The following is a 13,786-nucleotide window of genomic DNA, read 5'->3' as shown; positions in this document are numbered from 1 at the left end:
CCCGGTAACCACCCGCAGCACGGTGCTGCAGGGAGTGCCGGGCTCCTTCCGTTCAAAGCCCTCCACACATGACTGCTACCCAACGCCCGCGCGTGCTGCAAATGGGCAAGATGCCGCTGCCCGCGCTTGACGCCGATCTGGCCCAGGAATTCGATACCACCGTGCTGAGCGCACAAGCGGACCCGCAGCAGTTCCTGGCTGCCCATGGTTCGGAATTTGCCTACCTGGTCACCTCGGCCAGCATGGGTGCATCGGCCGCGGTGATCCAGGCCTTGCCGGCACTGCGCGGCATCAGCAGTTTTGGCGTCGGCTTTGATGCGCTGGACCAGCAGGCCATCCTGGCCACATCCGCCCGCGTGGGCTACACCCCCGGCGTGCTGGACGACTGTGTGGCCGACATGGCCTTTGCGCTGCTGCTGGACAGCGCCCGGCACCTGGCGGCGGCCGACCGCTTTGTGCGCGCCGGCCTCTGGCCCAGCGAACGCTTTGGCGTCTACACCCGCGCCTCGGGCAAGCGCCTGGGCATTCTGGGCATGGGCCGCATTGGCCGCCAGGTGGCGCGCCGCGCCAGCGGTTTTGACATGGAGGTGGCCTACCACAACCGCCGCCCGGTCAGCGATTCGCCGCACCGCTACATGGCCTCGCTGCAGGAACTGGCCGAGTGGTGCGACTTTCTGGTCATCACCGCAGCCGGTGGCGACGACACCCGCCACCTGGTCGATGCCCAGGTGCTGCAAGCGCTGGGCCCGCAGGGCTTTCTGATCAATGTGGCGCGCGGCAGCGTGGTCGATGAAGCGGCGCTGCTGGACGCGCTGCAACACCAGCGCATTGCCGGCGCCGGCCTCGATGTGTTCGAGGACGAGCCCCGCCCCCTGCCCGGCCTGCTGCTGCAGGACAACGTGGTGCTGGCACCGCATATCGCCAGCGGCACCCAGGAGACGCGCCGCGCGATGGCCGATCTGGTGCTGGCCAACCTGCGCAGCCTGATCGCCCACGGCCAGCCGCTGCAGGAAGTGCCCTGGTCCCTGGCAGCGGCACAGGCCCGCATTGCCTGAGCGGCACCTGAACCACCCCTCCATTTTTTTGAGACCAGGCCCCAACCGCCTGGCAAGCCTATGACGACACACAACAACCTGATCAACGGCAGCTGGACACCCGGCAAGACCACCTCTCCCAACACCAACCCCAGCGACCTGTCCGATGTGATCGGCCAGTACGCCCAAGGCGATGCCAGCGACGTGGATGCCGCAGTGGCGGCGGCCACTGCGGCCTTCCCAGCCTGGAGCGTCTCGGGCATCCAGGCGCGCCATGATGCGCTGGACAAGATCGGCCATGAAATCCTGGCGCGCAAGGAAGAGCTGGGCGATCTGCTGGCCCGCGAAGAAGGCAAGACCCGGCCCGAGGCGATCGGCGAAGTGGCCCGCGCCGGCCAGATCTTCAAGTTCTTTGCCGGCGAATGCCTGCGCCTGGCCGGTGAGAGCCTGCCGTCGGTGCGCCCCGGCATTGGCGTGGAAATCACGCGCGAGCCCATCGGCGTGGTCGGCCTGATCACGCCCTGGAACTTCCCCATCGCGATTCCGGCCTGGAAGATCGCCCCCGCGCTGGCCTTTGGCAACTGCGTGGTGATCAAGCCCGCCGACCTGGTGCCCGGCAGCGCCTGGGCACTGGCCGACATCATCCACCGCAGCGGCATCCCGGCCGGCGTCTTCAACCTGGTGATGGGCCGGGGCCGCATCATTGGCGATGCACTGGTGCAGCACCCCGATGTGGCGGCGATCAGCTTTACCGGCTCGGTCGGTGTGGGCCGGGGCATTGCCGAGGCCTGCGTCAAATCGGGCAAGAAGGTGCAGCTGGAGATGGGCGGCAAGAACCCGCAGGTGGTGCTGGACGATGCCGACCTGGCCCAGGCCGTGGAACTGTCGGCCCAGAGCTGCTTTTACTCGACCGGCCAGCGCTGCACCGCATCGAGTCGCCTGATCGTCACCGACAAGATCTACCCCGCCTTTGTGCAGGCGCTGCAAGAGCGCATGGCTAAGATCAAAGTGGGCGATGCGCGCGCCGCCGGCACCGACATCGGCCCGGTGGTGAGCCAGGCCCAGCTGGAGCAAGACCTGAGCTATGTGGAAATCGCCAAGGCCGAAGGCGCCGTGCTGGCCGCTGGCGGCAGCCGCATTGCCTGCCACACCGGCAGCGGCAAGGAGGGGTTTTTCATGCAGCCGGCCCTGCTGGTAGACAGCACGCCGCAGATGCGCATCAACCGCGAAGAGGTGTTTGGCCCGGTCGCCAGCGTGATCCGCGTGCAGAACTATGAAGAAGCACTGGCTGTGGCCAACGACACCGCCTTTGGCCTGTCTGCCGGCATTGCCACCACCAGCCTGAAGTACGCCAGCCACTTCAAGCGCCACGCCCAGGCCGGCATGGTGATGGTGAACCTGCCCACCGCCGGCGTGGACTACCATGTGCCGTTTGGCGGCCGCAAGGGATCGAGCTACGGCCCGCGCGAGCAAGGCCGCTATGCGCAGGAGTTCTACACCACGGTGAAGACGGCCTACACGCTGGCATAAACGCTGCGCCAGCCCATGGCGCCTGCGGGCATGCGGTGGCCCTCCACCGCATGCCCGCGCAGTACTTGGTCGCTCTCAGGTAATACGCTTGGCGGAAAATGGCAGGATGAAACTTCTGCCCGACCTTTCTCTGCCGGTGACGGCCGACATCAACGACCCTCAGCCCCTGATCCTCTACCACGGCCGCAACTGCCCCGATGGCTATGGCGCGGCGCTGGCGGCCTGGCTGTTCTTCTCCGGCAACGCAGAGTTTCGCGGCCTGGACCATGGCGAGATCCAGACCGTGGACGACCTGGGGCCGCTGGCCGGCCGCACGATCTACATCCTCGACTTTGCCTTTGGCCCCGAGCTGCTGGCGGCCATCGAGGCGCAGGCCCACAAGCTGGTGCTGCTGGACCACCACAAGAGCGCGGCAGAGAAGCTCCATGGCTACCAATGCACCTGCGGCGTCGTGCATTTCGACATGAACAAGTCCGGCGCGCGCCTGGCCTGGGAGTTCTTCTTTCCCCAGAACCCCATCCCCGCGCTGGTGCTGCACATCGAGGACCGCGACATCTGGCGCTGGCAGTACCCCGAAAGCGGTGCCTTCCTGGCCGCGCTGGACATGGAGCCGCGCAGCTTTGAGCGCTGGGCCGAGATTGCAGCCTTCAGCCCCGAACAACTGAGCGCCTTCATGGCCCGGGGCGGCGCGATGGACGAGAAGTACCTCAAGCTCTGCAGCGACATTGCCGAAGGCGCGCAGCCGCTGGTGTTCAATGGCGTGGCTGGCTTGATGGTGAATGCCCCGGGCATGTTCCACAGCCAGGTCGGCGATATCCTGGCCAAGCAGAGCGGCACCTTTGCGCTGATGTGGAGCGCCAGCCCCAAGGGCGCCAAATGCGGCCTGCGCTCGCGCTCGGACTTCAACTGCATTCCGCTGGCCGAAAGCATGGGCGGTGGCGGCCATGCGCAGGCCTGCGGCTTCCGTATGGGGGTGGACCGCCTGCCCGAGCTGCTGGCCGGCAGCCTGACCGCCCGGCCCGAAGACGCGCTGCCGCCCCCACGCCCCGCGCCCGCCGCAGCGCCTACCCCGGCGCCCACGGGCACGCCATGATGCCTGCCACCGGCACAGGCAGCGGCACCTGGGCGCAGCAATGCCCCTTGTGCGGCCAGCGCAACGGCTGCGCCGTGGCCCAGGGCCTGCCCGCTGCCCAGTGCTGGTGCATGACCGCCGATATCGACCCCCAGGCCTTGCAGCGCCTGGCCCCGGCCGAGCGCGGCCAGCGCTGCATCTGCCCGGCCTGTGGCAGCGCGCAACCCGAGCCCGGCGCCAGCCCCAACCGGGGTGACTGACAAGCCCCAGCCCCAGGATCATCATCAAACGCCCGGGGCCGGCCTGCTTGCAGGCGCCCCACCCGGCCAACCGCCACACGCGCCCCATCCGCCCAGCCTCCGCCATGCAGATAAGACACCACAACGCCCAGGATCTGCGCAGCCTCTATGGGGAGCGCTTTCGCTGGTACCTGCTGTTCAGCGTGATGGTGGGCACGATGGCCTCGATCATCTCGTCAACCATTTTCAATGTCGCCATTCCGGCGATGAGCCAGCACTTCCAGCTCGGCCAGTCGCGTGCGCAATGGGTGACTTCGTCCTTCATGGTGGCCACCACGGTGGCGATGCTGACCACGCCCTGGCTGCTGTCGCGCTATGGCTACCGCAACACCTACCTGGGCGCCGTGCTGCTGCTGATGCTGGGGGGGATGGGCGGCGGTTTCAGCAGCGACTACAACCTGGTGCTGGTGGCGCGCGTGGTCGAAGGGCTGGCGGCCGGTGTGATCCAGCCGATTCCCGCCATCATCATCCTGCATGCCTTCGCATCGCATGAGCAAGGCCGGGCCAACGGCCTGTTTGGCATGGGCATCGTGCTGGCGCCGGCCATTGGCCCGAGCGTGGGCGGCCTGCTGGTCGACTGGATGGGCTGGCGTTCGGTGTTCTTCATGGTCGTGCCGCTGTGCCTGGCCTCGGTCTGGCTGGGGCTGAAGTTTGTGCCCGTCAATGCGCCCGGCGGCGCCGCCGCCGACCGCCATGGCAACAGCCTGGACTGGCTGGGCCTGGCCATTGCCACCACCGGCACGGTCTGCCTGCTCAATGGCCTGGTGGCGCTGCATGGCAGCGGCTGGCAGCAAAGCGCCGTGCTGCTGGCGATTGCGCTGGTCTGCCTGCCCGCCTTCATTGGCTGGCAGCGGCGCCTGCTGGCCCAGGGCGGCAAGCCGCTGATGGACCTGCGCCTGTTTGCCAGCAAGCCTTTTGCGGCCGGCTGCATCGTGGCCTTCATCTACGGCGTGGCCTTGTTTGGCTCCACCTACCTGCTGCCGGTATTCATGCAGCTGGGGCTGTCGTACTCGGCGTCGGTCGTGGGCACCACGATGCTGCCCGCTGGCCTGGTGCTGGGCGGCGTCATCGCGCTGGCCGGCCGCATGGCTGACCGCACCCCTGTGCACTGGCTGGTGATCGGCGGCCTCTCGCTGCTGGCGCTGTCCTTTGTGCTGACCGGTGTGCTGCAGCCGGGCTCGTCGCTGTGGCTGCTGGTGGGCTATACGGTGCTGGGCCGCATTGGACTGGGCTTCATCCTGCCGTCGCTGACCCTGGGCAGCATGCGTTCGCTGGACAAAAGCCTGATCTCACAGGGGTCGAGCAGCTTCAGCTTTCTGCGCATGCTCGGCGGCGCCGCCGGGGTGAGCCTCTGCGGCATCTTTCTGGAGTGGCGCGTGGCCTTCTACGCCAACCAGTCGCCCGCCATCGACATTGTGCTGGCCGAGCGGGTGGCGGGTTTTCGCGACACTTTTTTGATGCTGGCCGTGGTCTGTGTGCTCGCGGGCGTCGCTGCCCGCCAGCTGCAGGCACCTGCGGCGGCCAGGCCATAAGAGACTTTGACCAGGTTCTTGGCCCGTAGCGAATGGTCTACACTGGGCCATCCAACGGTTTCCAAAGAGTTTTTGCCATGTGCCAACTGCTGGGGATGAACTGCAACACCCCCACCGACATCAACTTCAGCTTCAGCGGCTTTTCGCAGCGGGCCGGCAATACCGACCACCACAGCGATGGCTGGGGCATCGCCTTCTTTGAAGAAGGCGGCCTGCGCCTGCTGGTGGACCACCAGCCGGCCGTCCAGTCGCCGGTGGCCGAGCTGGTGCGGCGCTACCCCATCCACAGCCGCAATGTGATTGCGCATATCCGCAAGGCCACGCAGGGCCAGGTGCTGCTGCAGAACTGCCACCCCTTTGTGCGCGAGCTCTGGGGCAAGAACTGGGTGTTTGCCCACAATGGCGACCTCAAGGACTTCCGCCCCCGCCTGCACACCCACTTTCATCCAGTAGGCGATACCGACAGCGAGCATGTGTTTTGCTGGCTGATGCAGGAGCTGTGGAAATCCCATGCCGGCACGCCCAGCATCGCCGAGCTGACCCACACCCTGCGCGAGCTGGCCGCGCAGATTGCGCCGCATGGCACCTTCAACTTTCTGCTCTCCAATGGCGAGGCGCTCTGGGCCCATGCGAACACCTTCCTGTGCTACACCGAGCGCGCGCATCCGTTCTCGCAGGCACAGCTGAGCGATGAGGACGTGAGCATCGACTTTGCCACCTGCACCACGCCGCAGGACCGGGTGGCCGTGGTGGTGACGTCGCCGCTGACCACCAACGAGCAGTGGACAGCTTTCCAGCCCGGCGAGCTGATGGTGTTTGCCGACGGCCGGCGCCTGGCGCTCTAAACAACAAACCCGGCAGCGCCGGGTTTGTTTTTCACGATCCTGCAAAGGCCCTCAAGCCAGCGCGCGGGTGATCAGGATCTTCTGCACATCGCTGGTGCCTTCATAGATCTGGCAGACCCGCACATCGCGGTAGATGCGCTCCACCGGAAAATCATTGACGATGCCATAGCCGCCCAGGGTCTGGATGGCGGCGCTGCAGACGCGCTCGGCCATCTCGCTGGCAAACAGCTTGGCCATGGCGGCTTCCTTCAGGCACGGCTGGCCGGCATCGCGCAGGCTGGCAGCATGCCAGATCAGCTGGCGGGCGGCCTCGATCTGCGTGGCGCATTCGGCCAGGCGAAAGCCGACGGCCTGGTGGTTGATGATGGGCGTGCCAAAGCTCTCGCGCTCCTTGGCGTACTGCACGGCCACATCAAAGGCGCTGCGCGCCATGCCCACGCTCTGCGCAGCAATGCCAATGCGCCCGCCTTCGAGCGCGCCCAGCGCAATCTTGTAGCCCTCGCCTTCGGCGCCGATCAGGTTCTCGGCCGGCACCACGCAGTTCTCAAAATTGATCTGCGCGGTATCGCTGCTGTGCTGGCCAAGCTTGTCCTCCAGCCGCGCCACCTGGTAGCCCGGGTTGTCGGTGGGCACGATAAAGGCGCTCATGCCCTTTTTGCCGGCGCCCTTGTCGGTCACCGCAATCACGATCGCCATCTGGCCGTTCTTGCCGCTGGTGATGAACTGCTTGACGCCATTGATCACATAGGCATCGCCCTGTTTGCTGGCGGTGGTGCGCAGCGCGCTGGCGTCCGAGCCGACATGGGGCTCGGTCAGGCAGAAGGCGCCCAGCATCTCGCCCTTTGCCAATGGTGCCAGCCATTGCTTTTTCTGCGCATCGCTGCCGTAGCGCATCAGGATGGCATTGACGGGGCAGTTGGTCACGCTGATGGCGGTGCTGGTGCCGCCGTCGCCAGCGGCAATTTCTTCCAGTACCAAGGCCAGGCTGATGTAGTCCAGCCCTGCGCCACCGAGCGCATCGGGCACGCAGATGCCGTAGGCACCCAGCTGGGCCAGGCCCTGGTGGGCTGCCTTGGGGAACACATGGTCGCGGTCCCACTGCGCGGCGTGCGGCCACAGCTCGGCCTGGGCAAATTCACGCACGGCATCGCGGATCATCGTCTGGTCGTCGTTCAAAAGCATCGGTTGTCTCCGGATTTTCTCGTTCTGTCGCTGTCTGCTTGGCGGGCTTACCAGTGCTTGGCGCGGCGGCCATCGTGGTGCAGCAGGCGCCCCTTGTCCGCATCGCTGACCGAGGCCAGGGTCTGGCGCATGCCGCTCACGCTTTGCTGCACGGTCAGCGGCGCTTCATCCCCGCCCATGTCGGTCTGCACCCAGCCCGGGTCCAAGGTGATCAGGCGCGCGCCGGGGTAGTCATGCTGGGCGGAGGCCACCGCCATGTTCAGCGCCGTCTTGCTGACCCTGTACAGCCAGGAATAGCTGTCATCCACGCCTTCGATCTGCGACATCGACGACGAGATAAAGGCAAACACGCCGCCGCTGGCCTCGACTATCGGGCCGATCTGCGGCAGCAGCTGCATGGCGCCCAGCACATTGGTGTGCATCACCGCATCAAAATCGGCCTGGGTCGGCACCGTGCGGGCATTGGGCCGGCGGATCACACCGGCCACATACATCGCCAAGTCGATCTGCTGGCCCGCCAATGCCGTGGCCAGTGCCGTCACGCTCTCCGGCTTGAGCACATCAACCAGAAAAGCCCGCGCGCCCAGCGCCTGCAGCCGCGCCTGCGCCTCCGCATCACGCACCGTGGCCAGCACCGTCCAGCCTGCCTGCGCATATTCCCGCACCAGCTCCAGGCCAATGCCGCGCGAGGCGCCGATCACCAAAATCACAGCCATTCCTACGCCCTCCTCGGCGGTTGTCGTCACTGTCCCTGCTCTTGCAGGATTTGCTGCTGGTAGCGCGCCACCATGTCCGCCTGCGGCTCGGGTTCCGCGCTTGAGCCCATCTGGTCATGGATCATCTGGTTGAGCGTGGGCAGGGTGCTGCGCGCGATCTGTGCCTCGGCCTGCCACAGACGCGAGCGCATCAAGGCCTTGGCGCAGTGCAGATAGGCTTCGCGCACCTCGATCTCGATCACCAGCTTGGGCCGTTGGCGTTCGCCATCGAACACATCGATGAAGCGGGCCTCATCGCGCAGCTTTGCGGTGCCGTTGACGCGCAAGGTCTCGTCCACGCCAGGCAGCAGGAAAAGCAGCGCGATACGGGCATCGGTCAGCAGGTTGTTGAGCGAATCGAGCCGGTTGTTGCCCCCGGCATCGGGCAGCAGCAGGTGCTGCGCGCTCTGGCATTTGACAAAGCCGGGCGGGCCGCCCCGGGGCGAGGCATCGAGCATCTCGCAAGCCTGGCCGGCCGTGGCCACCACGCATAGCGGCGACAGCGCGATAAAGCGCTGGCAATGCACATCAAGGTGGTCCAGCTGCTTGGCCAGCGCACGCTCGGCGGGCTGGGCGTACAGCGCGCGCAGTTGCTCGGTAGATTCGATCATGCAGCCTCCGGGTCGTCATGTTCTGCATCGGCCGCCGCAGCGCCTGCGGCTGCATAGACGGCCAGATACGCATCCCAGGAGGGATCGAAAGACACGTCGACGCGACCGGGCAGGGCCACCGCCTGCTGCTGCAGACTTTGGCGGGCGGCTGCGGCGTCATCGACGTAGTAGCAGGCAGTGCGCTCGCGCATGCCTTCGATACGGGTATAAGCCAGAATGCCGTTTTCCATGCGCTCCAGCGCCGCCTGCAAGCCTTCCTGCGCATCACGTGCCTGGTCCAGGGTCTCGCCGTCTTCAAACGTTAAGGTCCATTGCAGGCAGTAAGGCAGATCGGCGCGCGTGGCCACGGCATTGGCCGACAGGCGCAGGCCCAGCAGATCGGGCACGGCATCGGCGGGGGCATCGCGGCGGCGTGCCTCCAGCATTTTCCAGCGGTCATCGTCGGCCGGGGGGAAGCGGTAGCTGCGCCCCAGGCTGTCGCGCAAAAAGGCGTCGAACACGGCAGGGAAGGCGGAGAGCGGGCCCACGCCAGCGACCTCGGGCGAGAAGGCATCGACCACATCGACCGGGCCGACCCGCACCGCAAAGTCCCATTCGCCCAGGACATGGTCGAGCATGATGAAGGCCATGTGCTGGGCCAGTTCGCGCTGCTCGGGGGCGATGATCTTCTCAAAGCCCAGCTCCAGGCCAACGATGCCGCCGGCATCGTAGTGGGCCACCAGCACGTCCGAGCAGGAGAGCTCCAGGCCCTCCATCGCCATGCTGAAATCGTTGATGGGGCTGCGGTTGCGGAAGGCCTGCACCTTGTAGCCCGGCAGGCTGGGCGCCGCACGCACCAGCGCCATCAGGTTCTCGAACTGGTCGACATTGCCATGGGCGCTGAACACCAGGCGCGAAAACAGGCTGCCTTCCGAGCGCTCCAGCTCCAGCGCCAAATCGGGGGCGATGCGGGCCAGCATCTCGTTGGCCTGCACCACAAAGGCCTGGTTGGGCAACAGCGCCAGGTGGCGCTCCTGGTAGACCAATTCCTGCCAGAAGGACTCGATATCCTTTGCCTGCATCTGCCCCGGGCCGGGGCCCACCGATTCGTTCGTCATAGTTTCTCCTCTGTCAGGATGACTAGACTACATGATTTCAATCGCCATCGCAGTGGCCTCACCTCCGCCAATGCACAGCGTAGCCAGGCCACGGCGCTTGCCACGGGCCTGCAGCGCATGCAGCAGGGTCACCAGAATGCGCGCACCGCTGGCACCAATGGGGTGGCCCAGCGCGCAGGCGCCGCCGTTGACGTTGACGATGTCGTGCGAGACCTTCATGTCGGCCATCAGCGCCATCGGCACCACGGCAAAGGCCTCATTGATTTCCCAGAGGTCCACATCCTCGACCTTCCAGCCGGCCTTTTTCAGGGCCTTCTCGGTCGCGCCGATCGGTGCGGTGGTGAACCACTCGGGCTCTTGCGCGTAGCTGGCATGGGCCACGATCTTGGCCAGCGGCTTGCAGCCCAGCTCCTTGGCGGTGGATTCGCGCATCAGCACCAGAGCGGCTGCGCCATCGTTGATGCTGGAGCTGGACGCCGCCGTGATCGTGCCATCCTTCTTGAACGCGGGCTTGAGGGCGGCGATCTTGTCCAGCCGCGCTTTGCCGGGGCCTTCGTCCTCGGTCACGGTGACCTCGCCCTTGCGGGTGGACACAGTGACCGGCGTGATCTCTGCCTTGAAGGCGCCGGACGCGGTCGCCGCCTGCGCGCGCTGCACGCTGGCAATGGCGAACTGGTCCTGCTGCTCGCGGCTGAACTGGTACTTGGCGGCACAGTCCTCGCCAAAGGTCCCCATCGAGCGGCCGGGCTCATAGGCATCTTCCAGGCCATCGAGCATCATGTGGTCGAACACCTTGTCATGGCCCATGCGGTAGCCGCCACGGCCCTTTTTGAGCAGGTAGGGGGCATTGGTCATGCTTTCCATGCCGCCGGCGACCATCACATCGCGGCTGCCGGCCACCAGCTGGTCATGGGCCAGGATGGTGGCCTCCATGCCGGCGCCGCACATCTTCGACAGGGTCACAGCGCCGGTGCTCTTGGGCAGACCACCCTTGAACAGGGCCTGGCGCGCCGGGGCCTGGCCCTGGCCAGCCATCAGGCAGTTGCCGAACAGCACCTCTTCCACTTTTTCAGGGGCGACACCCGCGCGCTCCACCGCTGCCTTGATGGCCGCGCCGCCCAGGTCATTGGCCGAGAGCTCGGCAAAATCGCCCATGAAGGCACCCATGGGGGTACGAGCTGCGCCAACGATAACGACGGGATCATGCATCTGGTGTCTCCTGATTGAATTCGGGTCTTGTGCGGCAGGCCTCTCAGGGACCGCTCGCGCTGTAAAAAAGGCAGCCCTGGACGCAGGGATGCCTGGCGGGTTTAATCGCGCTTGCGCTCGGCCACCAGGGCCACGGCGCGTTGGTGGACTTCGGACAGCCCGCCAATGCCTGGAACGGTCATCTCCAGGTCGGTGATCAGGCCGTTCTTGAGGCTGTAGCACCAGCCGTGCAAGGTCACCTTCTGGCCGCGCGTCCAGGCGTCCTGCAAGATGGTGCTCTGCGCCACATTCACCACCTGCTCGATGGCATTGAGCTCGCACAGCGCATCATGGCGGTGCTGGGGCGACAGGCTTTGCAGCAGTGCCAGGTGCTTGTCGCGCACATCGCGCACGTGGCGGGTCCAGTTGTCGACCAGGCCCAGGCGCAGGCCTTCGAGCGCAGCAAGCACGCCGCCGCAGCCGTAGTGGCCCACGACCATCAGGTCCTGGATCTTGAGCTGGTCCACCGAATACTGGATGGTGGACAAACAGTTCAGATCGCTGGGCACCACCACATTGGCCACATTGCGGTGCACGAACACCTCACCGGGCTCCAGACCGGTGATCTGGTTGGCGGGCACACGGCTGTCCGAACAACCGATCCACATGTACTTGGGGTGCTGCTGCGACATCAGGCCCGTGAAGAACCCGGGGCGGTCACGCTCCATCTGCTCTGCCCACAAACGGTTGTGGTCAAACAGGTCTTTGATGGAGGTTGTACTCATAAGGCTATCCTTTTGTTGTGTGGGTATCAGGATGGCGCAGCGCAGCCGGTCAGCAGGTTTCTGCGAACAGCTCACGCCCAATCAACATGCGGCGAATCTCGCTGGTGCCGGCGCCAATTTCATAGAGTTTCGCATCTCTCCACAGGCGGCCGAGCGGATACTCGTTGATATACCCATTGCCGCCATAGATTTGCACGCCTTCGCCGGCCATCCAGGTGGCCTTCTCGGCGCACCAGAGAATGACGCTGGCGCAGTCCTTGCGTACCTGGCGCACATGGTCGGTTCCGAGCAGATCGAGGTTTTTAGCGACCGTATAGGCAAAAGAGCGGCCCGCTTGCAGCACGGTGTACATATCAGCCACCTTGCCCTGGATGAGCTGGAACTCACCGATGCTTTGGCCAAACTGCTTGCGGTCATGGATGTAGGGCACGACGTTGTCCATCACCGACTGCATGATGCCCAACGGGCCACCGGTCAGCACGGCGCGTTCATAGTCCAGGCCGCTCATCAGCACCTTGGCGCCGCCGTTGACTTGGCCCAGCACGTTCTCCGCAGGCACTTCGACGTTCTGGAACACCAGCTCGCCGGTATGGCTGCCGCGCATGCCCAGCTTGTCCAGCTTTTGTGCAATCGAAAAACCGGGCATGCCCTTCTCGATCAGAAAGGCGGTGACACCCCGGGCGCCCATCTCCGGCTCGGTCTTGGCGTACACCACCAGGGTGTCGGCATCCGGGCCATTGGTGATCCACATCTTGTTGCCGTTGAGCAGGTAGTAGCCGCCCTTGTCCTCAGCCTTGAGCTTCATGCTGATGACGTCGGAGCCGGCACCCGGCTCGCTCATCGCCAGCGCGCCCACATGCTCACCGCTGATCAGCTTGGGCAGGTACTTGGCCTTCTGGGCTTCATTGCCGTTGCGGTTGATCTGGTTCACACAGAGGTTGCTGTGCGCACCGTAGGACAGGCCTACCGACGCGCTGGCACGGGAGATCTCCTCCATCGCCACCATATGGGCCAGGTAGCCCATGTCGGCGCCGCCATACTGTTCGGATACCGTGATGCCCAGCACGCCCAGGTCACCAAACTTGCGCCACAGGTCCATCGGGAACTGGTCGTTGCGGTCAATCTCGGCGGCACGCGGCGCGATTTCAGCCTGCGCAAACTCGCGCACGGCATCACGCAAAGCGTCGATATCCTCACCCAACTGGAAATTCAGGCCTGGCAATCCGGACATGGTCTTGTCTCCTATCTATATGGCGCACCAGATGCCGCGGCCACCGGCGAAGGCGGTGGAACGGCATCATTACGTTTACGTTCACGTCAACTATATATTATTTTTTTGACGGCTGCTTTGCGAGCAAAGCATGGGCTTCCTGCATATGCTCATCAATTTCTGCCAAGTTGGCCTGCAAATCTGCCAACTGGGTCTGCAGGCGCTGGCGGTGCGCCGTCAGAACCTCAATAAAGCGGCTCAGCTGAACACCGGTGTCGCGCGGCGACTCGTAAAGGTCGATGATTTCCTTGGCTTCCTGCAAGGTCAGCCCCAGGCGCTTGGCCCGTAAGGTCAGCCGAAGACGCGTGCGCTCCTTGGCCGAATACACGCGCTGCTTGCCGCCGGCGCCCGTGCGCTCGGGGTGCAGCAGGCCCATGTCCTCATAAAAGCGGATGGCCCGGGTCGTTAGATCAAATTCTGCCGCCAGCTGCCCGATGGAATAAGTCGGTGTCATGGTCCCCCTGCATGCGCTTGTTGTTCTGGATGGACCATTATGCGGCATGCACCGCTTGGCACCACCAGGCGCCGGACAAAAAGAAAAACCCCTCTACTCGGTAGAGCAGAGGGGTTGATCAGTATAAAAGCC

14 protein-coding genes are annotated in these 13,786 nt (G+C 65.2%); 6 read left to right on the top strand and 8 right to left on the bottom strand.

Annotated features, from left to right (window positions below; translation table 11 throughout):
• Positions 1-68: 68 nt before the first annotated feature.
• The 6 genes from ACCQ08_RS20085 (at position 69) to ACCQ08_RS20060 (ending at position 6,312) form a co-directional block, all read left to right on the top strand.
• Positions 69-1,055, top strand: coding sequence for a 2-hydroxyacid dehydrogenase (locus ACCQ08_RS20085; RefSeq protein WP_373450797.1), 987 nt, complete (start codon positions 69-71; stop codon positions 1,053-1,055).
• A gap of 60 nt (positions 1,056-1,115) precedes the next feature.
• Entirely contained in the window at positions 1,116-2,564 is a 1,449-nt protein-coding gene (locus ACCQ08_RS20080) for an aldehyde dehydrogenase family protein (protein WP_373450796.1), read from the top strand.
• A gap of 106 nt (positions 2,565-2,670) precedes the next feature.
• Complete coding sequence (locus ACCQ08_RS20075; RefSeq protein WP_312836252.1) at positions 2,671-3,657, top strand: phosphoesterase; 987 nt, start codon at positions 2,671-2,673, stop codon at positions 3,655-3,657.
• Entirely contained in the window at positions 3,654-3,896 is a 243-nt protein-coding gene (locus ACCQ08_RS20070; protein WP_373450795.1) for a cysteine-rich CWC family protein, read from the top strand. The genes ACCQ08_RS20075 and ACCQ08_RS20070 overlap by 4 nt, the downstream gene beginning before the upstream one ends.
• Positions 3,897-4,000: 104 nt before the next feature.
• Positions 4,001-5,467: a DHA2 family efflux MFS transporter permease subunit gene (locus ACCQ08_RS20065; RefSeq protein ID WP_239810419.1), complete on the top strand. Its 1,467-nt coding sequence runs from the start codon at positions 4,001-4,003 to the stop codon at positions 5,465-5,467.
• Positions 5,468-5,544: 77 nt separating this feature from the next.
• Complete coding sequence (locus ACCQ08_RS20060; RefSeq protein ID WP_373450794.1) at positions 5,545-6,312, top strand: class II glutamine amidotransferase; 768 nt, start codon at positions 5,545-5,547, stop codon at positions 6,310-6,312.
• Positions 6,313-6,363: 51 nt separating this feature from the next.
• On the opposite strand, the gene ACCQ08_RS20055 is transcribed toward ACCQ08_RS20060, so the two are convergent.
• From ACCQ08_RS20055 to ACCQ08_RS20020, 8 genes are all read right to left on the bottom strand, one after another.
• Positions 6,364-7,494: an acyl-CoA dehydrogenase family protein gene (locus tag ACCQ08_RS20055; RefSeq protein ID WP_373450793.1), complete on the bottom strand. Its 1,131-nt coding sequence runs from the start codon at positions 7,492-7,494 to the stop codon at positions 6,364-6,366.
• Between the two features lie 47 nt (positions 7,495-7,541).
• Complete coding sequence (locus tag ACCQ08_RS20050; RefSeq protein ID WP_239810416.1) at positions 7,542-8,210, bottom strand: SDR family oxidoreductase; 669 nt, start codon at positions 8,208-8,210, stop codon at positions 7,542-7,544.
• A 26-nt stretch (positions 8,211-8,236) separates the two neighbouring features.
• The gene (locus ACCQ08_RS20045; RefSeq protein WP_373450792.1) at positions 8,237-8,860 is read right to left on the bottom strand and encodes an MSMEG_1061 family FMN-dependent PPOX-type flavoprotein; all 624 of its coding nucleotides are present in this window, start codon (positions 8,858-8,860) and stop codon (positions 8,237-8,239) included.
• Entirely contained in the window at positions 8,857-9,957 is a 1,101-nt protein-coding gene (locus tag ACCQ08_RS20040; protein WP_373450791.1) for a hypothetical protein, read from the bottom strand. The genes ACCQ08_RS20045 and ACCQ08_RS20040 overlap by 4 nt, the downstream gene beginning before the upstream one ends.
• 27 nt (positions 9,958-9,984) lie before the next feature.
• Complete coding sequence (locus tag ACCQ08_RS20035) at positions 9,985-11,166, bottom strand: acetyl-CoA C-acyltransferase (protein WP_373450790.1); 1,182 nt, start codon at positions 11,164-11,166, stop codon at positions 9,985-9,987.
• 101 nt (positions 11,167-11,267) lie between these two features.
• A complete protein-coding gene (gene can, locus ACCQ08_RS20030) occupies positions 11,268-11,930 on the bottom strand; it encodes a carbonate dehydratase (protein WP_239810412.1) in 663 nt (220 codons plus the stop codon).
• A gap of 49 nt (positions 11,931-11,979) precedes the next feature.
• On the bottom strand, positions 11,980-13,161 hold the full coding sequence (locus ACCQ08_RS20025) for an isovaleryl-CoA dehydrogenase (protein ID WP_021024982.1): 1,182 nt from the start codon (positions 13,159-13,161) through the stop codon (positions 11,980-11,982).
• Positions 13,162-13,258: 97 nt separating this feature from the next.
• On the bottom strand, positions 13,259-13,654 hold the full coding sequence (locus tag ACCQ08_RS20020; RefSeq protein ID WP_312417948.1) for a MerR family DNA-binding transcriptional regulator: 396 nt from the start codon (positions 13,652-13,654) through the stop codon (positions 13,259-13,261).
• Between the last annotated feature and the right edge of the window lie 132 nt (positions 13,655-13,786).

Origin of the sequence: Comamonas sp. SY3 (assembly GCF_041730275.1) — a bacterium.
Taxonomy (GTDB): domain Bacteria; phylum Pseudomonadota; class Gammaproteobacteria; order Burkholderiales; family Burkholderiaceae_C; genus Comamonas; species Comamonas sediminis.
Note: the sequence above shows the minus strand (reverse complement) of the source record. Positions and strands in the feature narration are given on the sequence as shown.